At 66.5% G+C, this 20293-nt stretch carries 17 protein-coding genes; 9 read left to right on the top strand and 8 right to left on the bottom strand.

The genetic code is table 11. The annotated features are described in order from the left end of the window. The first annotated feature begins 123 nt into the window (after window positions 1–123). From DWA33_RS05780 to DWA33_RS05750, 7 genes are all read left to right on the top strand, one after another. Complete coding sequence (locus DWA33_RS05780; RefSeq protein WP_114357148.1) at window positions 124–942, top strand: ABC transporter ATP-binding protein; 819 nt, start codon at window positions 124–126, stop codon at window positions 940–942. Continuing rightward, window positions 939–2870, top strand: coding sequence for a long-chain fatty acid--CoA ligase (locus tag DWA33_RS05775; protein WP_114357147.1), 1932 nt, complete (start codon window positions 939–941; stop codon window positions 2868–2870). The genes DWA33_RS05780 and DWA33_RS05775 overlap by 4 nt, the downstream gene beginning before the upstream one ends. 268 nt (window positions 2871–3138) lie before the next feature. Next, on the top strand, window positions 3139–4032 hold the full coding sequence (locus tag DWA33_RS05770) for a branched-chain amino acid ABC transporter permease (protein WP_114357279.1): 894 nt from the start codon (window positions 3139–3141) through the stop codon (window positions 4030–4032). Continuing rightward, entirely contained in the window at window positions 4032–5105 is a 1074-nt protein-coding gene (locus DWA33_RS05765) for a branched-chain amino acid ABC transporter permease (RefSeq protein WP_114357146.1), read from the top strand. The genes DWA33_RS05770 and DWA33_RS05765 overlap by 1 nt, the downstream gene beginning before the upstream one ends. A gap of 57 nt (window positions 5106–5162) precedes the next feature. Beyond that, window positions 5163–6443, top strand: coding sequence for an ABC transporter substrate-binding protein (locus DWA33_RS05760; RefSeq protein ID WP_114357145.1), 1281 nt, complete (start codon window positions 5163–5165; stop codon window positions 6441–6443). Window positions 6444–6691: 248 nt separating this feature from the next. Next, complete coding sequence (locus DWA33_RS05755; RefSeq protein WP_114357144.1) at window positions 6692–7534, top strand: ABC transporter ATP-binding protein; 843 nt, start codon at window positions 6692–6694, stop codon at window positions 7532–7534. A 203-nt stretch (window positions 7535–7737) separates the two neighbouring features. Further along, on the top strand, window positions 7738–8916 hold the full coding sequence (locus DWA33_RS05750; protein ID WP_114357143.1) for a glycosyltransferase family 4 protein: 1179 nt from the start codon (window positions 7738–7740) through the stop codon (window positions 8914–8916). A gap of 7 nt (window positions 8917–8923) precedes the next feature. On the opposite strand, the gene DWA33_RS05745 is transcribed toward DWA33_RS05750, so the two are convergent. The 6 genes from DWA33_RS05745 to DWA33_RS05720 form a co-directional block, all read right to left on the bottom strand. After that, window positions 8924–10378, bottom strand: coding sequence for an aldehyde dehydrogenase family protein (locus DWA33_RS05745; protein WP_114357142.1), 1455 nt, complete (start codon window positions 10376–10378; stop codon window positions 8924–8926). Between the two features lie 119 nt (window positions 10379–10497). Further along, window positions 10498–11313: an SDR family oxidoreductase gene (locus tag DWA33_RS05740; protein ID WP_114357141.1), complete on the bottom strand. Its 816-nt coding sequence runs from the start codon at window positions 11311–11313 to the stop codon at window positions 10498–10500. Window positions 11314–11315: 2 nt separating this feature from the next. Continuing rightward, window positions 11316–12389 carry an N-acetylneuraminate synthase family protein gene (locus DWA33_RS05735; protein ID WP_114357140.1) on the bottom strand — a complete coding sequence of 358 codons (1074 nt, stop codon included), beginning with the start codon at window positions 12387–12389 and terminating at the stop codon, window positions 11316–11318. A 75-nt stretch (window positions 12390–12464) separates the two neighbouring features. Next, a complete protein-coding gene (locus tag DWA33_RS05730; protein ID WP_114357139.1) occupies window positions 12465–14147 on the bottom strand; it encodes a capsular polysaccharide export protein, LipB/KpsS family in 1683 nt (560 codons plus the stop codon). Beyond that, a complete protein-coding gene (locus DWA33_RS05725; RefSeq protein ID WP_114357138.1) occupies window positions 14144–16081 on the bottom strand; it encodes a transketolase C-terminal domain-containing protein in 1938 nt (645 codons plus the stop codon). Before DWA33_RS05725 ends, DWA33_RS05730 begins: the two co-directional genes overlap by 4 nt. Before the next feature lie 37 nt (window positions 16082–16118). After that, window positions 16119–16898, bottom strand: a complete 780-nt coding sequence (locus tag DWA33_RS05720; RefSeq protein ID WP_114357137.1) for an acylneuraminate cytidylyltransferase family protein — start codon at window positions 16896–16898, stop codon at window positions 16119–16121. 173 nt (window positions 16899–17071) lie between these two features. Here DWA33_RS05720 and DWA33_RS05715 point away from each other — a divergent pair, with 173 nt between their 5' ends. Both DWA33_RS05715 and DWA33_RS05710 read left to right on the top strand, forming a co-directional pair. Next, the gene (locus DWA33_RS05715; RefSeq protein WP_114357136.1) at window positions 17072–17596 is read left to right on the top strand and encodes a KdsC family phosphatase; all 525 of its coding nucleotides are present in this window, start codon (window positions 17072–17074) and stop codon (window positions 17594–17596) included. Window positions 17597–17634: 38 nt separating this feature from the next. Further along, window positions 17635–18765 (top strand): glycosyltransferase family 4 protein, encoded by a 1131-nt coding sequence (locus tag DWA33_RS05710; RefSeq protein WP_167443132.1) that lies wholly within the window; start codon window positions 17635–17637, stop codon window positions 18763–18765. 27 nt (window positions 18766–18792) lie between these two features. Here DWA33_RS05710 and DWA33_RS05705 read toward each other — a convergent pair whose 3' ends face one another. Continuing rightward, window positions 18793–19587, bottom strand: a complete 795-nt coding sequence (locus DWA33_RS05705; protein ID WP_114357134.1) for an FkbM family methyltransferase — start codon at window positions 19585–19587, stop codon at window positions 18793–18795. Beyond that, window positions 19584–20237: a class I SAM-dependent methyltransferase gene (locus DWA33_RS05700; protein ID WP_167443131.1), complete on the bottom strand. Its 654-nt coding sequence runs from the start codon at window positions 20235–20237 to the stop codon at window positions 19584–19586. Before DWA33_RS05700 ends, DWA33_RS05705 begins: the two co-directional genes overlap by 4 nt. Window positions 20238–20293 lie beyond the last annotated feature (56 nt).

Below are 20293 nucleotides of genomic sequence, written 5' to 3'. Positions count from 1 at the left end.
GCCGGCTGAGCTAGGCTCGGGCGGCGACGGCAACGCCTGACAACAAGGCGCGCCTAAAGAACGCAACGGCATCTGGAATCAGGCGCGAGCAACGCGCCGGCCGGTGTCGGGAGGAAACCGGGTTTGGAACACGCATTGGAAGTGCGCAATGTCTCCTTGCGCTTCGGCGGCGTCCGCGCGCTGAGCGAGGTGAGCTTTGCGGTCAATCACGGCGAACTGTTCTCCATCATCGGACCGAACGGCGCCGGCAAGACCTCCGTGGTCAATTGCATCTCCGGCCGCTATCAGCCGAGCGAAGGTCAGCTGTTCTATCACGGCCGCGACATCACCGGCCTGAAGCCGAACGCCCGCGCCCCGCTGGGCATCGGACGCACTTTCCAGAACCTCGCGCTGTTTCACCATATGAGCGTGCTCGACAACATCATGGTCGGCCGCCACCACCTGTTGAAGAACAACTTCCTCACCGGCGCGCTGTACTGGTTCGGCGCCCGGCGCGAGGAGCTCGCCCACCGCGAGAAGGTCGAGGAGATCATCGATTTTCTCGACCTGCAGTCGGTGCGCAAGGCGACCGCCGGCACGCTGTCCTACGGACTGCGCAAGCGCGTCGAACTGGCGCGGGCGATGGCGCTGGAGCCCAAGCTGATCCTGCTCGACGAGCCGATGGCCGGCATGAACTTCGAAGAGAAGGAGGACATGGCCCGCTACATCGTCGATCTGAATGAAGAGTTCGGCATGACGGTGGTGATGATCGAGCACGACATGGGCGTGGTGATGGACATCTCCAACCGCGTGGTGGTGCTGGATTTCGGCCGCAAGATCGCCGAGGGCGATCCGGCCGAGGTGCTGGCCGACCCGCACGTTCGGCGCGCTTATCTCGGCGAGGAGGACGAGGTGCTGGTCGATCCCGACGACGCGCCGGCGGCTTCGGAGCGCGTGGCATGATAGACTATGCCGGCCGCGTCGCGACAGCCGACACCTTTCCGAAGCTGCTGCGGCTCAACGCACAACAATTCGGCGATGAGATCGCGCTGCGCGAGAAGGATCTCGGGCTATGGCGCGTGTTCACCTGGTCGGATTATCAGGCCCGCGTCCACGACTTCGCACTCGGCATGGTCGAACTCGGCCTCGGCCGCGGTGACGTGATCGGCATTATCGGCGACAATCGCCCCGACTGGGTCGCCGCCGAGGTCGCCGCCCACGCGATCGGGGCGATGAGCCTGGGCCTTTATCGCGACGTGCTGGATGAAGAGGCCGAGTACCTGCTGAACTATGGTGAAGCCAAGCTGGTGTTCGCCGAGGACGAGGAGCAGGTCGACAAGCTGCTGGCGCTCGCCGATCGCGCACCGCATCTGCAGCACATCGTCTATTCCGATCCGCGCGGGATGCGGAAATACGATGACCCGCGGCTGCTGCCGGCCGACAAGCTCGCCGAGCTGGGCCGCGACCGGGCCAGGCGCGAACCCGGGCTGTATGACCGGCTGGTCGACGCCACCCAGGGCGAGGACGTCGCGATCCTGTGCACCACTTCGGGCACCACCGCGCATCCCAAGCTGGCGATGCTGGCGGCGGGCCGGGTGCTGAAACACTGCGCGACCTATCTTTCGTTCGACCCCAAAGGGCCGGAGGACGAATACGTTTCCGTGCTGCCGCTGCCGTGGATCATGGAGCAGGTCTACGCGCTCGGCAAAGGGCTGCTGTGCCGGATGAAGGTCAACTTCGTCGAAGAGCCCGACACCATGATGAACGACTTCCGCGAGATCGCCCCGACCTTCGTGCTGTTCGCGCCGCGGGTCTGGGAAGGCATCGCCGCCGACGTCCGGGCGCGGGTGATGGACGCCTCGCCGCTGAAGCAGCGGCTGTACGATCTTGGTATGAAAGCCGGCCTCGCGGCGCTCGACCGCGGCCAGCATTCGGCTGTCGCCGATGTCCTGCTGTTCCGCGCGCTGCGCGATCGGCTCGGCTTCACCCGGCTGCGCTCGGCCGCGACCGGCGGCGCCGCGCTCGGGCCGGACACCTTCCGGTTCTTCCGCGCCATGGGCGTGCCGCTGCGTACGCTGTACGGCCAGACCGAACTGCTCGGCGCCTACACGCTGCACCAAGCCGATGCGGTCGATCCCGACACCACCGGCGTGCCGATGGGCGCCGAGATCGAGATCAAGGTCCTGAATCCCGACGTGCAGGGCATAGGCGAGATCGTGGTCCGTCACCCCAACATGTATCTCGGCTACTACAAGAACGAAGAGGCGTCCAAGGCCGACATGAAGGACGGCTGGATGCATTCCGGCGACGCCGGCTATTTCAACGCGAACGGCCAGCTTGTTATCATCGACCGCATCAAGGATCTCGCCGAGCTGTCGCACGGCGAGCGGTTCTCACCGCAATACATCGAGAACAAGCTGAAATTCTCGCCCTACGTCGCCGAGGCGGTGATTCTCGGCGCCGGCCGCGACATGCTGGCGGCGATGATCTGCATCCGCTACTCGATCATCTCCAAATGGGCGGAGAAGAAGCGGATCGCCTTCACCACCTATTCGGACCTCGCCTCCCGCCCCGAAGTCTACGAGCTGTTGCGCCGCGAGGTCGAGACCGTCAACGCCACGCTGCCGCCGGCGCAGCGCATCGCCCGCTTCCTGCTGCTCTACAAGGAGCTCGACGCCGACGACGGCGAGCTCACCCGCACCCGCAAGGTCCGCCGCAGCGTGATCAACGACAAATATGCCGAGATTATCGACGGCATCTATGACGGCCAGCGCGACATTCCGGTCGACACCACCATCCAGTTCCAGGACGGCACCACCCAGCGGATCCGCACGACGCTGAAGGTGGTGGATCTGGGCCACGCACCGGCGCACGCGGAGGCGGCGGAATGAGACGCGCCCTCTCCGCCGTCATCATGGCCGGGCTCGTCCCGGTCATCTACGCCTTCGGCCGACCGCCAGCACAGCGAGACGCGGATGCCCGGGACGAGCCCGGGCATGACGTGGAGAGGCGGAGCCGAGAAGCCAACGCATGCGCCGCGGCCTGGCGCACACCAGCTCAACTCGTAAAGGCGTCATGCGCGGGCTTGACCCGCGCATCCATCGTTCGAAGAGGATGGATTGCCGGGTCGAGCCCGGCAATGACGCGGTGAGAATCAGCATGAACACGCACCTCCTGATCCAGCTTCTCGTCAACGGCCTCGTGGTCGGCACGCTGTACGGCGTGGTGGCGATGAGTTTCGTGCTGATCTACAAGGCCACCCAGGTCGTCAATTTCGCCCAGGGCGAATTGCTGCTGATCGGCGCCTGGGTGTGCTGGGCGCTGCTGGCGAAATATCAGGTGCCGTTCTGGCTCGGCATGCCGCTGACGCTGGTGTTCATGTTCGTGTTCGGCATCGCAGTGCAGATCGTGGTGCTGCGGCCGATGATCGGCGAGCCGATCATCTCGGTGATCATGGTGACGATCGCGCTGTCGACGGTGTTCCAGGCAGCGTTGAAATGGATCTTCGGCGTCAGCCCGCAGCCGTTCCCGCAGATCTTCGCCACCCAGTCGATCTCGATCGGCGGGCTGCAGATCCAGACCGTCTATGTGATGAGCCTGGTGGTTTCGGTCGCGATGATGGTCGGGATGGCGTGGTTCTTCAAAGTGTCGAAATACGGCCTCGCGATGCGCGCCACCGCGTTCAACCAGCAGGTCGCGCAATCGCTCGGCATCTCGGTAAAGAGCGTGTTCGCGATGGCCTGGGCGATCTCGGCGACGGTGTCGGCGGTCGCCGGCGTGGTCGTCGCCGTGGTCAACGGCGTATCGTCGGGCCTGTCCGCCTACGGCATCAAGGTGTTTCCGGCCGCGATCCTCGGCGGGCTGGATTCGATCGGCGGCGCGGTGCTCGGCGGCATCATCATCGGCCTGCTGGAGAACATCGCCCAGTACATCGACAGCGAATATCTGCACTGGGGCAATCTCTACGAAATCGCGCCGTTCTACGTGCTGATCATCATCCTGATGATCAAGCCCTACGGCCTGTTCGGCACCAAGGACATCGAGCGCATCTGATGGCCAACACCTCCCTGATCCCTGCCGGCGATTTCCGCACTTCCTACGCCGCCGACACCACGATCTTTCCGACCCGGACCAGCCGCAATGCGGCGATCCTCGGCATCGTCGCGGTCTGCTTCGCGCCATATTTGCTGTCGGGCTATTGGCTGAGCATCCTGATCCAGATCGGCATCTTCGGCATCGCCGCGCTCGGGCTGAACATCCTGGTCGGCTTCACCGGCCAGATCTCGATCGGCCATGCGGCGTTCTTCCTGCTCGGCGCCTACACCTCGGCCTATCTCAACAACCACTATCCGATCCCGGTGTTCTTCGCGATTCCGCTCGCCGGCCTGGTCACCGCGCTGGTCGGGTTATTGTTCGGCCTGCCGGCGGCGCGGCTGAAGGGGCTTTACCTCGTGATCGCCACGCTGGCGGCGCAGTACATCCTGATCGACTTCTTCTCGCGCGCCGAGTGGTTCTCCGGCGGTTCGGTGCCGGCGATGGCCAATCCGTTCTCGCTGTTCGGCTGGGTGCTGCAGGGCGACAAGCAATATTTCTACGTGGTGCTGGCCTATGTGCTGGTCAGCTACATCCTGGTCACCAACCTGATGCGGACCCGCGACGGCCGGGCGCTGGTGGCGGTGCGCGACCACTATCTCTCCGCCGAGATCATGGGCATCAATCTCACCAAATATCGCACGCTGTCGTTCGCGCTGGCGGCGTTCTTCGCCGGCATCGCCGGCGCGCTGTACGCCCACTACCAGCTCGTCGTCTCCAACGAAGGCTTCGGCATCGAGCGCTCGATCCTGTTCCTGGCGATGATCATCATCGGCGGCATTGGCTCGATCTCGGGCACGCTGATGGGGACCGCCTTCGTGGTGCTACTGCCGGAGGTGATGGAGTGGCTGAGCGAAGCGCTGCGGGGCGGCGTGATCGACCGCGCGCTGGCGCTCAATAACAACCTGACCTTCCTGCGCGAGATCGCGATCGGCCTGATCATCATCGCCTTCCTGGTGTTCGAACCGGACGGGCTGGCGCATCGCTGGCGGCAGATCAAGGCGTACTGGAAACTCTACCCCTTCTCGCATTGAGGTTGGCGCAGGGGAGCAACAACAAGACCTCGCCCAAACGAATCGGAGGACAACACGATGACTATCAAAACACTGCTCGGCACCGCCTCGCTGGCGCTGATGATCGCCGGAGCGTCGGCGAGCGCACAGGCGCAGATCGCGATCGGGCATCTCGCCGACTATTCGGGCGGCACCTCGGACGTCGGCACCCCGTACGGCCAGGCGGTCGCCGACACTTTCGCCTGGGTCAACAAGAACGGCGGCATCGACGGCAAGAAGCTCGAAGTCGACACCAACGACTACGGCTACCAGGTGCCGCGCGCGATCGCGCTGTACAAGAAATGGTCGAGCGGCAACAAGGTCGCGGCGATCATGGGCTGGGGCACCGCCGACACCGAGGCGCTGACCGGCTTCCTCGCCAACGACAAGATCCCGGACATCTCCGGCTCCTACGCCGCGGCGCTGACCGATCCCGAAGGCAGCAGCGGCAAAGCCAAGCCGGCGCCCTATAATTTCTTCTACGGCCCATCCTATTCGGACGCGGTGCGCGCCGAATTGATGTGGGCGGCGGAAGACTGGAAGGCCAAGGGAAAGCCGGGCAAGCCGAAATTCGTCCATATGGGCGCCAACCACCCCTACCCCAACGCACCGAAGGCCGCCGGCGAGGCGATGGCCAAGGACCTCGGCTTCGAGGTGCTGCCACCCTTGGTGTTCGCGCTGGCTCCGGGTGACTACAGCGCGCAATGCCTGTCACTCAAGAGCTCGGGCGCCAATTACGCCTATCTCGGCAACACCGCCGCCTCCAACATCTCGGTGATGAAGGCCTGCAAGGCGGCCAGCGTCGACGTGCAGTTCATGAGCAACGTCTGGGGCATGGACGAGAACGCCGCCAAGACCGCCGGCGACGCCGCCGACGGCGTGATCTTCCCGCTGCGCACCGCGGTGGCCTGGGGCGGCAGCGCGCCCGGCATGAAGACCGTGGAGGAGATCTCCAAGATGTCCGATCCGTCGGGCAACGTATATCGGCCGGTGCACTACGTCGCCGCGGTGTGCTCGGCGATGTACATGAAGGAGGCGCTCGACTGGGCCGCCAAGAACGGCGGCGCCACCGGCGAGAACGTAGCCAAGGGCTTCTACCAGAAGAAGGACTGGGTGCCGGCCGGGATGGAGGGCGTCTGCAACCCGTCGACCTGGACCGCCAAGGACCATCGCGGCACGATGAAGATCGACCTGTACCGCGCCAAAGTGTCGGGCCCGACCGACGGCGATCTCAAAGACCTGATCGCCAAGGGCACCATCAAGCTCGAAAAGGTCAAGACCGTCGACCTGCCGCGCAAGCCGGAATGGTTCGGCTGGTGAACTGAAACCGCACGCGGCTCCTCTCAGCCGCGAGCGATTGGAGGCGCCGCATCCGCTTTGAGCCGCGACGCCTCCGCTCCAAAGGCCGTCATCCCCGCGCAGGCGGGGATCCAGTACGCCGCGGCGTCGGGATCGAGGTCTGGTGCACTGGAACACTGGATCACCCGCATACGCGGGTGATGACGTCGGTGCGGGGCGATGTCGTCCCCCCGCCGGACGCAGCATGTTCGACAACGTCAGGATGCTCCATGACCGAAGCCGCCGAACTCCATCGTCCGCAGCCCGGCGCCTCGTCAGCCCCCGCCCCGCTGCTCAGCGTCCGCAACATCGAGGTGGTCTATGACGACGTCATCCTCGTTCTGCGCGGCCTCAGCCTCGAGGTGCCGCAGGGCGCGATCGTGGCTCTGCTCGGGGCCAACGGCGCCGGCAAGTCGACCACGCTGAAGGCGATCTCCGGCCTCTTAAAGACCGAGGACGGCGAAGTCACCCGCGGCGAGATCGTGTTCGATGGGGAGCGGATCGACGGCGTCGACCCCGACCGCATCGTCCGCCGCGGCATCTTCCAGGTGATGGAAGGCCGCCGCATCGTCTCCGATATGACGTCGCTGGAGAATCTGCGGCTCGGCGCCTTCACTCGCAGCGACCGCGAGGTCGGCCGCGACATCGAGATGGTCTACAGTTATTTCCCGCGGCTGAAGGAGCGCACCGGCCTCGCCGGTTACCTCTCCGGCGGCGAACAGCAGATGCTGGCGATCGGCCGAGCCCTGATGGCCCGGCCGAAGATGATCCTGATGGACGAGCCCTCGATGGGCCTGTCGCCGCTGCTGGTCAAAGAGGTGTTCTCGATCATCCAGAAGATCAACCGCGACCTCGGCGTTACCATTCTGCTGGTCGAACAGAACGCCCGCGCCGCCCTCTCGGTCGCCAGCCACGGCTACATCATGGAGCAAGGCAAAGTCGTGCTCGACGGCACCGCCGACGAGCTCCGCGACAACGAGGACGTCAAGGAATTCTACCTCGGCGGCGCGGGGGATCAGCGGAAGAGCTTCAAGAATTTGAAGAGCTTCAAAAGGAGGAAGCGGTGGTTGTGACCGCTCTGGTGGCGCGGACGGGTCGCGCTCGCATGAGCCACCGGACGCCTGCCGACCGCGGCGGGCTGGAGCGCCGCCGGGCGTTTTCATAATGCAAAGCGAAGGGCACGCGACTATGATGCCGAGCGGCGGCGCGCAACTGTTCGCGACGGAACGCCTTCGCCCGCCGGGCTGAACCAGGCTCAACCTATCAGTCTCGTGTGATGCCTCGCGCCCTGCTCCACGTCTGCAACGACCTGCCCTATTGGAATGCCCATCGCCGGGCCGTGGCGCTCTATGCGCGCGATGCCGGCTGGGAGGTCACGATCGCGACCGCGCCGCATCCAGCCGCGAGCGAATTGGCGCAGTTGGGCCTGCATCATCTGGAACTGCCGATCGACCGTTTCCAGCTCCGGCCACGCGACGATCTGCGATTGCTGGCCGCACTGGTGCCGCTGCTGAATGCGCGGCGTTTCGCGGCCGCACATCTGTTCACGATGAAGCCGCTGCTGATCGGCGGCCTCGCCGCGCGGATCGCCGGACTGATCCACGGGCCGCACCGGTCGGGCGTGATCGGCACCGTCGCCGGCATCGGCCGCGGCTTCGCCGCTGACGTCGCCGGCTGGAAATCCGCCGCGCTCCGCCATGGACTGGCGCTCGGACTGGGGCGCACCGCCTCCGCCCTGACCTTCGAAAATCCCGGCGATCGCGACTTCTTCGTCGCAAGCGGCATCATCGACACCGCCAGGACGCACGTCCTGCCCGGAGCCGGCATCGACCTCGACCTGTTCGTCCCTCGCCCGCGCGATCCGAGCGTGGTCACGGTGCTGTTCGCCGGCCGGCTGCTGCGCGCGAAAGGCGTATTGGAGTTCATCGCCGCAGCGGATCTGCTGCGGGAGCGGTTCGGAACGCAAGTGCGCATGCTGGTCGCCGGCCCGCACACCAATGGCGATCCGGACGGACTCGACCAGACCGAAAGACGCATGCTGGAGCAAAGCGACGCGGTCAGCTATCTCGGCGCGGTCCCGATGGAGCGGATGCCGGAACTGATGGCGTCGGCGGATATTTTCGTGCTGCCGACGCGCTATCCGGAAGGCCTGCCGAGGGTCCTGCTGGAGGCCGCAGGGACGCGGGCGGCGCTGATCGCGGGGGATGTCGACGGCGTGCGCGCCTTCATTGCGGACCGCGTCACGGGCCTGCTGCTGCCCCGCATCGACGCTCACACCATCGCCGACGCGATCGGATCGCTGATCACCGATCCGGGCCTGCGCCGGCAACTCGGCGACGCCGCGTTTCGGAAAGTCACGCAGGGCGGCTACGACATCGGCAGCGTCGCGGCGCGGTTTCTGCGGCTGTACGACGAGGCCGCCGGCGCTACGCCGACGACGACCGCGACCGGTTGATCCGGACTCAGTGCGGCGGCTGGCTGTTGAGATAGACCACACGCAGCTCACTGTAGACGTCGAGCGCTTCGGTGCCCGGTTCGCGCGTGCCGTTGCCCGAGGCGTTGAGGCCGCCGAACGGCATATGCGCTTCCGATCCGTGCGTGCCGCCATTGACGACGGCGACGCCGACATGCGCCTTGCGCGCGAAGGTGAGCGCGCGGTCGATGTCGCGGGTGTGGACGGAGGCGGTCAATCCGTAGGGCGAACGGTTGACCAACGACACCGCGTGGTCGAAATCCGGCACCCTGTACAGGGCCGTGATCGGCCCGAACAATTCGGTGCGCGCGAGCTCCGAATCCGGGTCGGGGTCGGTCATGAGGGTGGGCTGCAGATAATATCCCGGTAGATCGGCGCTGGTCGCGGGCGCGCCGCCGCACAGCAGCGCCGCGCCGCCCGCCACCGCGCGCTCGATCGCGCCGACCATGTTGTCGAGTTGGCGCTGGTTGATGACCGGACCGAGATCGCAATCATCCGCAGTGCCGAGCTTCAGCGCCCGCGTGGCGGTCAGCAGCCTGTCGACGAAGGCGTCATACACCTTGTCGAACACCACGATCCGGCTGCCCGCGGCGCAGCGCTGCCCGGCATTCGAGAACGCCGCGAGCAGCGTCCACTTCACCGCGAGATCGAGATCGGCGTCGTCGCAGACCACCAGCGCGTTCTTGCCGCCGAGTTCCAGCGACACCTTCTTGAGCTGGCGGCCGGCGGTCTCGGCGATGAGACGGCCGACCCGGGTGGAGCCGGTGAAGCTGATCATATCGACGTCGGGATGCTCGACCAACGCCTGCCCGGCCTCGGCACCGAGCCCGTGGACGATATTGAGGACGCCCTTCGGCAACCCGGCCTCTTCGCACAGCCGGCCCAGCAGCCACGACGAGATTGGGGTGTCCTCCGCGGTTTTCAGCACGACGCCGTTGCCGCAGATCAGCGCCGGGAACACCTTCCAGGCGAAATTCGGCGCGGGGGTATTGGCAGCGATGATCAGGCCCGCGACTCCGCATGGCCGGCGGATCGTCATCGCCCAGCGTCCGGCCATGCCGCTCGGCATGGTCCGGCCGAACATCCGCTGCCCCTCGCCGGCGAAGAACCGGGCGCATTGCACCGCCGCGGCGGTTTCGCCGCGCGCATCCGCGAGCCGCTTGCCGGCTTCGGCGGCGACGATCCGCGACAACTCGTCCGAGCGCGCCTCGATCAGATTGGCGATGTGATGCAGGATCTCGCCGCGCCGAACCCCGGGCGTCGCGTCCCAGTCCGGCTGCGCCGCCCGCGCCGCGGCGACAGCGGCATCGATCTCCGCCTTGCCGGATCGCGGAATCCTCGCGATCTCCCGCGCCGTATGCGGATCGAACACGGCGATCGTGTCGGCGGTAGCCGGAATGTCGTGGCCGATCTGGTTCGGCACGAGGCTTGGATGCAGGATCATGATCGGTCTGTCGCCCCTCGAACGTTTTCGAGCGAAGTGGAAACCGGATCGCGTCTAGAAAACGCGTCAAACAAAGAAACTAGAGGTCCGGTTCTAATTCCATCAGAACCGGAAGAGCTCTAGATCGACGTAAAGCCGCCGTCGATCACCATGTTGGACCCGGTCATGTAGCGCGACGCATCCGACAGCAGATAGACCATCGCGCCGCTGTAGTCGGCGGGCTCCGCCATCCGCCCGAGCGGCACCTTCGGCAGATACTTCTCGAGGAAGCGCGGATCCTGGTTATTGAAGACGCCCGCGAAGGTGACGGTGTTCACCCGCACCTGCTGCTTGCCCCAATACGCGGCGAGGTAGCGCGTCAGATTGTAGACGCCAGACTTCGCCGCCGAATAGGCGACCGGTTTGAAGAAAGTCCCGCCGTCCTGGCGGCGGTACTCGTACAGATTCTGATCGGGCGCGACGACGCCGTAGATCGATCCGACATTGACGATCGATCCGCGGCCGGCACGCGCCATCGCTCCGCCGAACACCTGGCAGCACAGGAAGGTGCCCTTGAGATTCACCGCGACGATGCGATCGAAAGAATCCTCGGGATAGTCCTCGAACGGGCCGTTCTCGGATGCAGGCGCATCCGGCGGGCTGTCCAGCGCGGCGTTGTTGACGAGCCCGTACGGCGCGCCCCATTGCGTCTCGATCGCACGGAGCGCCGCCTCGAGATCGCTGCGGCTGGTGATATCGGCAACGAACGTCATCAGCCGGTCGCCGTGATCGGCCGGCACCAGCCCGCCCAGCGTCCGGTCGCGGCACGGAAACTGATCGACAATCGCCACGCGCGCGCCGCGGCCGATCAGATCGGCGCTGAAGCGGCGACCGAGCTGGCCCAATCCCCCGGTGACGACGACGACGCGACCGGAGAGATCGAATACATCGGCCATGATCAGTTGATTCCGACGTCCGCGCGGGTGATCGGTTCTTCGAACGCGAGATCGCGCGTCAGCGCGTGGCCGACGAGCTGCTCGGCCTCGAACGGACGCAGCGTCTGCGGCGTGATGCGCGCGCCGGTCGGGATCCGGAACGCGACGTCGTCGAGCGTCAGGACGTGGCCCTTCGGCAGCGCCCGCGACGCGACCACGCGCTTGACCATCTTGTTGAGCGGCGAGGTCTCGGACGCGTACGGAGTCTTGACGCCGTCTCCCAGGGCGACGCGGCTGCGTTCGAGATCGCGCACGACGCGGCGAAGGCCGGCGGGTTCGAGGGAGAATGCCTGATCGGTGCCCTTCCAGGTCCGGTTCAGCGTGAAGTGCTTTTCGAACACGCGCGCCCCGAGCATATAGCCGATCAGCGGCATCGCCACACCCGAGTCGTGCGACGAGAACCCGATCACGATGTCGGGGAACTCCTTCCGGAAGGTCTCGATCACCCGCAGGTTGAGTTCTTCGTGCGGCGGCGGATAGCCCGAGGTGCACTGCATGATGCAGAGATTGCGGTTGATCGGCATGATCGTCTCGTAGGCGATCCGGGCGTCGGCCAGCGTGCCGCCGCCGGTGGATACGATGATCGGCTTGCCGAACGAAGCCACCTTCTTCAGCAACGGCGTGTTGACCAGATCTCCGGAGGCGATCTTGTAGCCGGGCATGTCGATGCTCTCGAGTAGATCGGCCGACGGCTCGTCGAAGGCGGTCGAGAAGAAGATGATGTCGAGCTGCTTGCAGTACTCTTTCAGCTCCAGATACTGCTCGCGGTTGAACTCCAGATGCTCGCGATGCGTGCCGTAGGTCGGCGCGTAGGCGTTCTCACTGTCGTAGTGGGAGTCGTACATCTCGGCGGTAAACAGCGCGCGGTTGTCGCGTTTCTGGATCTTGACCGCATCGGCGCCGGCTTCCTTCGCAGCCTTGAAGATCGCCTTGCACTTCTCCATGTCGCCTTGATGATTGTGCCCGACCTCCGCGATCACGAATGATGGACTATCGTCTGTGACGACCTTGGTACCAAACGTGAACATACGAGGCATTTGCTGGTCCTTCCGCGAGAACACGGGATGGTCTGGATGGCTCGGGGTGTGGATACACAAGTTGGATAGGCGCGATCAAGCCTCGAATGGCGCTCCTGCGAGGATGCCCTGGCAGACCACATCGAGGCCGTGATTCCGGCCGCCGGCCAATTCCTCGACGCTGCCTGCGGACACCGAAAACAGCCGGCTGTTGGCGACCGAATCCACCATCGTGAGCGGAATCATCCGCCGGAAGAAGAAGTGATACGCGTAGGCCAGCGCCCGCTCGCGGGCTTCGGGCGCCATCCTGTTGCGGGCCGGCAACGCATCGAGCAGTTCGCGATAGTGTTCAGGCGACCGGACGTCCGCGGTGAATCCCTTGTTCCGCACCCAGGCCTCGCCGGCCACCACCACCGGAATGCCGGTCGCGGTCAGTTCGACCCCCATCTTGGTGGCGTAGATCAGCACCGTGTCGGCGACATCCGCGAGCCCGTAGGACGACAGCGCGTCGGACGGCGCGATCAGCAGCACGTTGGCGGGCAGTTCGGGAAACACCTTGGCGATTTCGTCGATCGCGAACTGGCGCGAGGTCGGAACGCCGCTGACTTCCGCAGGATGCACGCGGATCACCAGTTGCAGATCGGGCCGCGTCGCGAAGTATCCGATCGTCTGCGTCAGCCAATCGATCTGACTGCGGAACGCGTTCTGCGGATAGTGCAGCTGCGCGTCCCAGAACACGTTGGTGTAAGCGACGATGATCGGCTTCGACGCATCGAAGCCGGCCGCCGCCAGCCGCTCGGCGACGGCGACGTCGGGCGGCTTGTGGAAGCTGATCCAGTCGTTGCGCGCCTCGCGTCGGCTGGCGAGGTAGTCGCTGATCTGCGCCCTCTCCGCCGCGGTCAGCGGCCGATCGGCCCATCGGCCGATGGGCTCGGTCATCAGCGAATGATGATAAGTCTCGTCGTGACTGAAGATGAAGCAATGCCGGCGATAGGCCGGATTCCACGTCACCACCCTGATCCGGCGCTGGCGGGCGACTTCGACGACGATGCCTTGCGGCGCGTAGATGCCGTGATGGACCACCACGACCTCGGGCCGCAGCCGCTCGAACATCCGCTGATAGGCGATCGCCGTCACCACCGTCGCGGCCAGATAGCGCCGCGCCACCGGCTCGCCGAGCGGTTCGCGATCCAGCGTGCCGCAGGCGAAATAGCGCAGCGCGCCGGCCAGCGCGTGTTGTCCGACCGCGACGTCGTGCCAGACTGCGCTGCCGATCCGCTCGAACGGCACGGAGGCGGCGAACTGCTCCGCCGCCTCGATGTCGGCGGGCGTGATCTCCGAGCCCAGTCGCTCCAGCGGCAGGCACAGCCGCTCCACCGCGCTGGCGGCGGGCGGATAGCAGAAACTGCAGATCCGCCGGTCGGGGCCACGCGCGATCAGCGCCGCGGTCGGCTGGATGTTGTATTCGCACATCAGGCAGGCCGGCAGCACGCCGTCGCACAACGCGACCGACGCCCGGGCGCCGCGCAAGGTGAGCGCGACCGCGATCAGCCGGTCGACCGCCGCGAGGCCGAAATGGCCGCCGGAGTTGGTGGCGATGACGACGCGCGGCCCGTTATCGGCCGCTGCCAGCGCCGCGCGCCAGCGCTCGCCGTCCGGCTCGATCAGCCCGGTCCAGTCCTGGTGGGCGCGTTTTCGCGCAAACCGGTTCAGGCGCAGAAGCCGGAGCCATCTGAGCGCCGGAGCGCGCCGTACCAGGGACCGAAGCGGCGCGATCATAATTTGCGGGTGCCGGACCCCAGGAACTCGGCGATGCGCTGGGCGATCCGGTCGGCGTCGAGTCCGACCACGTCGAGCACCTCATCGTTGCGGCCCGACGGCGGACATTGTTCGAGGCCGAGCGACAGGCATCGCGGCATCCGCGGCGGATTGGAGCCGGCCAGCGCGGCGATCAGATGCTGGCCCTGCCCGCCGATCCTGAAGTGATTGTCGAGCGTGATCAGCACCGGCGCACGCGCTGCCAAATCCAGCACGAATTCCGGATCGGCGCGGTTGAGCCACGGATGCGCGACGACGCCCGCCGCGATGCCGCGCTGCGCCAGCAGCTCGGCAGCCCGCAACGCTTCCGCCGTCATCAGCAGTCCCGACGTGACGATGGTCGCATCGCCGCCGCTGCGCAGGGTCACGCCGCGGCCGGATTGTGGCACGTAGTCCGCCGGCAGCTTGGCGCTGGTGACGTAGGGGATCGAGATCATCCGCAGGAAGCTCGGCCCCTGATAGTCGAGGCACCAGCGCAGCAGCGGCGCCACTTCCTCGGGACAGCACGGTTCGACCATCACCAGATTTGGAATGCCGCCGAGCGCGGAAATCTCGCGCACGCTCTGGTGCGAATGCCCCGGCCCCGCCGGCAGCACGCCGGACAGGCCGCCGACATAGACGATGCGGCTGTCTTCGGTGGCGTTGTTGTAGATCTGCTCGTTCGGACGCGTCGACAGGAAGCACGAGAACGAATGCACCACCGGCAGCAGGCCGCGCAGCGCCATGCCGCCGGCTTGACTCACCATGTCCTGCTCGGCGATGCCGCATTCGAGATAGCGGTCGGGGAATTTCTCGCCGAACGGCAGCAGCCCCATGTCGAGCGCGAGGTCGGCATCGAGCGCGACCAGCTCGGGGCGCTTCTCGGCTTCGACGAGCAGCGCCTCGGTATAGGCCGGGAACAGCTTGACCTGTCCGGCCGGCGCCGGCGCCACCACCGGCTTGTCGACGCGAACGACTTCGACCGCGGTCGCGTGCAGCCCGGCGAGCTGACTGGAAATCCGCGCTTCGATCTCTTCGACCGCGCGCAGATATTCGTCGGCCTTCGGCGCACCCGAGTGAAACCGGAACATCTCGACGTCGGAGTCGATCGAGGTGCCTTCCATGAAGGACACGCCCTTGCCCTTGACGGTGTCGGCGATCACCACCTTGGGCTGGTCGGTGATCTTCTCCAGCGCCTTGAAGGTCTCGGCCAGCAGCTCGGTGTCGTGGCCGTCGATCCGCGCGACGTGCCAGCCGAACGCGCGAAACTTGGCGTCGAGGTCGCCCAGGCTCGAGGTCCGCTCGACCGAGAAGTCCGACTGGAACTTGTTGTGGTCGACGATCACCGTGAGGTTGCCGACGCGGTGGTTGGCGGCCGACACCAGCGATTCCCAGATCTGGCCTTCCTGCAATTCACCGTCGCCGGTGAGCACGAACACCCGCCCGCCCTTTCCGGTGACGCGGTTGGCGAACAGCATCCCCTTCGCCTTCGAAATCCCCATGCCGAGCGAGCCGGTGTTGGTGACGAGGCCCGGCGTGCCGATATCGGGATGGCCGGGCAGTCCGCCGAGCCGGCGCAGCCCGTGCAGCTTCTGCTCCGGCAGCACACCCTGGGCGATCAGCACCGCGTACAGCGCGGGCGCGTCGTGGCCCTTGGAGGAAAAGAAGATGTCGCCGGCGTCGCGATTCATTTCGGTCAGATACAGATGCGACAGGATATCGAGCGACGAGAATGACGAACCGATATGTCCCGACCCGGCGCGCGCGATCATGTACAGCGCGTTCAGCCGGGCCATGTCGGCGTAGAGCGACACCAGCTTCGGACGCGGCGCGTTGAGCTGGCGGACCCGGTCGAACTCTCTGGCCGGCACGTAGTACAATTCGGATTCGACAACGTCGCCGATCAGGTCACCCAAGACGCGCTCCTGCAAATGAAAGAATGAAATCCAAGGTTCAGAACACCCCGGCCGGCAGCCGCTCGCGCGGATAGGCCGGACGGTCGATCTCCGGAAGTCTGGCCTCGCCGGACGCGATCAGATGCTCGGCCCAGAGCCAGTCCTTGTGACGATTGATGTCGATGCCTTCGTCGCCCTCGGTCAGGAAAGGCATCAGCACGGTGCCGGCGATGGTGCGGCTGTCGCGGACCACGCGGGTCCAGGCGATTTCAAGGCTGGCGTTCTGAACGTGCACCAGCGGCAGTGCCGCCATCTGCTGGCTGTGCCACGGCGCTTCCGCGGGCGACAGCGGCAGCAGCGGCGTCATGCGCTGACCGCGCACGACCCACATCTTGCCGGGATGCTGCTCCACCGGCTCGACGGCCCGCAGCGAGTCCACCCCATCCGCCGCAACGAATTGCTTCCATGCCCGCGCGATGGTCTCGGGCTTGCGGAACGGCGAGGTCGGCCGCAGCAACGAGAAGGCGTCGTAACGGCGGCCCGCCGCGTCCAGCCGCTGCAGGGTGAGGTCGACCCAGTCGATGTCGGGCGATCGATCACCCGACGCTTCGTCGGGACGCAGGAAAGGGACCTCGGCGCCGTAGTGACGGGCGATGTCCGCATAGACCTCGGAATCGGTGGAGACGACGACGGCGTCGAACACCTGGGAGGCGCGCGCCGCGCAGATCGTATAGGCCAGCGCCGGATGGCCGCCGAGCAGCCGGACGTTCTTGTGAGCGAGCCGCTTCGATCCCGAGCGCGCAGGAATCAGCGCAACTATGGAGGGAGCCCTGGACATCGAAGTGGAACCCTTGCCGCATCCCTGCCAGCGGGACGGCTGGGGCTACCCAACTTGGGCCGGGTGGTCAAGCCAGTTCGCGACCCGCGGCACGGCGCGCTTGCGGCGGCTGGGGCCGGGCGATACGAGAGGTCGATCCGACCGAAGGGGCGGGCTTGCGGACGAGGGACTGGATGCTGCTGAGCGACGACGATCTGGCCGACCGCATTCGCAAGCTTCGCCTGATGGTGTTCGATTTCGACGGGGTTTTCACCGACAACTCGGTCTACGTGTTCGAGGACGGCCGGGAGGCGGTATGCTGCAGCCGGTTTGATGGTATCGGAATAAGACGGTTGGAGCGCGCCGGCATCACGCCGTTCATCATTTCGACCGAGGTCAACGGCGTCGTCGCGGCGCGGGCCAAGAAGCTGCAGATGGAATGCCTGCACGGCGTCGAACGAAAGCTCGAGGCGCTGCGCCGTGTGGCCGCACGGTTCGGCGTGTCGCTGGCCGAGACCGGCTATGTCGGCAACGATATCAACGACAAGCCCTGCCTGAAGCACGCCGGCCTGCCGATCGTGGTCGCCGACGCGCACGATCACGTCCGCGACCTCGCCTGCTACATCACGACCCGCCCGGGCGGCAAAGGCGCGGTGCGCGAGATCTGTGATCTGATCGGCGACATCCGGGGCACGCCGCCGGCCTACGAGGACGAGTAGTCCTGCCTTAGCAACGGCCGGACGCCGCAGGAGTGATCGTGCAGCCCGCTTCCGAGTCAGAACGGCCCGATCTGTCTACCATTCGCCGGACCGTGCTGGTGTATTGGGGCTCCCGCGGCGGCGGCTCGCTGGTCACGCTGCGGCTTGCCACAAAGCTCGCCGAGGAGATCGGCGACGACCGGGTCACGCTGTCGTTGCGCCGCAGCAACGCCGAGCTCGACGACTTCGAACGATCCGGATTGCCGCTCCGGCTGGTGGACATCCCGAGTTACCGCAGGCTGCTGACCAATCCGATCGGCGTTCTGCGCGACCTCGACCGCCACGCCGAGGAGTTGGCGCAGACCCGCCCGGACTTCGCGGTCTTCACTATGAATTTCCCGCTGGCCTGGCCGTTCATCCACCTGCTGCAGCGGCGCGGGATCGCGGTGGTGTTCGTCGCCCACGACGCCGACCCGCATCCCGGCGACTATGCCAGGAGCTGGCAGCGCGCCACCCAGACGCTGCTGCTGGGCTTCGCCGACCGGATCGTGACGCTGTCGGGCGCGGTCCACGACGTGCTCGCCAGGCGCTGGCCGCGCCGTGCCGCGCGGTTGCGGCGGATTCCGCTGGAGAGCTTCCTGCCGCAGCGCCGCGCCGGCGGCGGCGCGCGCGGCGCTGGCCCGGTGCGTTTGTTGTTCATCGGCCGCCTGATTCAATACAAGGGCCTCGATACGCTGGCAGAGGCGCTGGCGCCGTTGCGCGACCGCTCCGACTGGTCGCTGACCATCGCCGGCGACGGGCCGCTCGCCGCGGAGGTGCGCCGGCTGTTCGCCGGCTGGCCGCAGGTGACGCTCAGGATCGGCTGGCTGACCGCATCCGACTTCGACGAGGCGCTGACTGCGAACGATGCGCTGCTCTGCCCTTACGTCGAGGCGAGCCAGTCGGGCGTGGTCGCGGAAGCCCTGACCTTCGGCCTGCCCAGCCTGGTGATGCCGAACGGCGCGCTGCCCGATCAGGTCGGCGACGGCCGCGCCGGACTGGTGGCAAAGGCCGCGACGGCGGCGGCCTTTCGCGCCGTCATCCTGCGCGTGCTGGAGCAGCCGGAGCAGTTGCAGGCGCTGTCGCGGGGCTGCTCGGCGCTGCTCGAAGAGCGGCGGGCGACGCGGCTGTGGGACCGGTTCGCGTACTGAGCGTGCCGACGACAGACCCGACGCCGTTCAGTGCGTCACCGGCAGGAGAAACACGTTGTTGAGGTAGCCTCCCCGCCGGCCGGCCCGCTGCAACGAATCTGACTGCCGCATCCGCAGCGTGTCGGCGTCGATCGGCGCGAGGTTGACGCCGTCGACCAGTGCGCTGGCGCGGTAGCCCGCCTCGGCAGCGAACCGGAGCACGCCTTCGGGATCGCCGCCGTGGCGGAACTCGGTTTCCACCAAAATTACCGGACGGTGCTCGGCGAGCAGCGCCCGGGCGCCGAGCAACACTTTCAGCTCGTGGCCTTCAACGTCGATCTTGACGAAGCCGACCCGCTCCTGCGGCCCTACCCGCTGCTCGGCGATACCATCGAGCGTGACGGTCCGGACCGGAGCGATGCGCACCGCGCGTTCGGCGGCGCCGAAATCGTTGGCGACCGACAGCGAGGACAGCGCATAGGCTTCGCCGCTGTCGTCGATAGGAATGCGCAGATCGGCACGACCTTCGCGATCCGACACAGCGGCCTCGATCAGGTCGACACGGTCGAGCGCCAGCCGGCGCAGGAATGCGGCGCAGCCCGGATGCGGCTCCAGCGCGACGACCCGCTTGGCACCGCGCGCGAGGCAATCGGAGTACACGCCGACATTAGCGCCGACATCGATGGCGACCTCGCCGACGTTCAGAAACCGCGGCAGCACCGTCAGCTCCGGCTCGAACGGCATCAACTGGACATGGCGGACGATCCGGTAACGATGGATCAGGCGCGCCGGCAGACGCGCGGCCGCCCAGCCGCGCAGGCGGCCGATCGCCGATCCGCTCACGACCGCGGATCCACCGCGGCGTCCGGACGCCGCAATGCGATGTCGTAGACCGCGTTGGTCTCGTAGGCGAAGAACGCGACCTCCCAGCGATGCTGAACCGCGAACTCCACCACCGCCCGGTGCACGCCGTAACGCCCCAGGAACGGATCGACATGGGCGAAATCGTTGAACACCAGGTAGCCGCCGGGCTTGACCTTGCGCGCCGCGGCCGCGGCATCGCGCACCACCGCGGCGTAGCTGTGGTCGGCGTCGATATAGGCCCAATCGAGCGAGCCGTCCGGAAGCACCGCGAGACTTTCGGGCGAAGGGCCTTCCTGAATCGAGACGCGATGATCGGCCCGCACGTCCGCGGCGAGCGGACTGAAGTCGATATCGAACAGATGCAGCCGTTTCGGCGACGCGAGGCGGAGGATGTCGCGCGAGAATTCACCACGCAGACATCCGATCTCGGCGACCACCCCGCCGTGCGGCAGCCGTTCCACCATCACCAGCCGGTCGGCGCAGAACCGACAATTCTCGAGCAGGGCTTGCGGCAGCGCCGGCGATTGCCGGCCGGACTGCACGGCGAATCGCGCGACCCGGGCCAGATGGCGGATGTTCGCAGGTAGGCGCAGGCGAAGCCGCACAGCGAGCTTGTCGATGCCAGTCATCGCCGAACCACCGTTTGCTCCCGCCATCGGATCGTGCGCACCGGCTTCCGACCCGG

This window comes from Rhodopseudomonas pentothenatexigens (assembly GCF_900218015.1).
Lineage (GTDB): Bacteria > Pseudomonadota > Alphaproteobacteria > Rhizobiales > Xanthobacteraceae > Rhodopseudomonas > Rhodopseudomonas pentothenatexigens.
The sequence above is the reverse complement of the archived record's forward strand: the minus strand, read 5'-3'. Positions and strand labels throughout refer to the sequence as shown.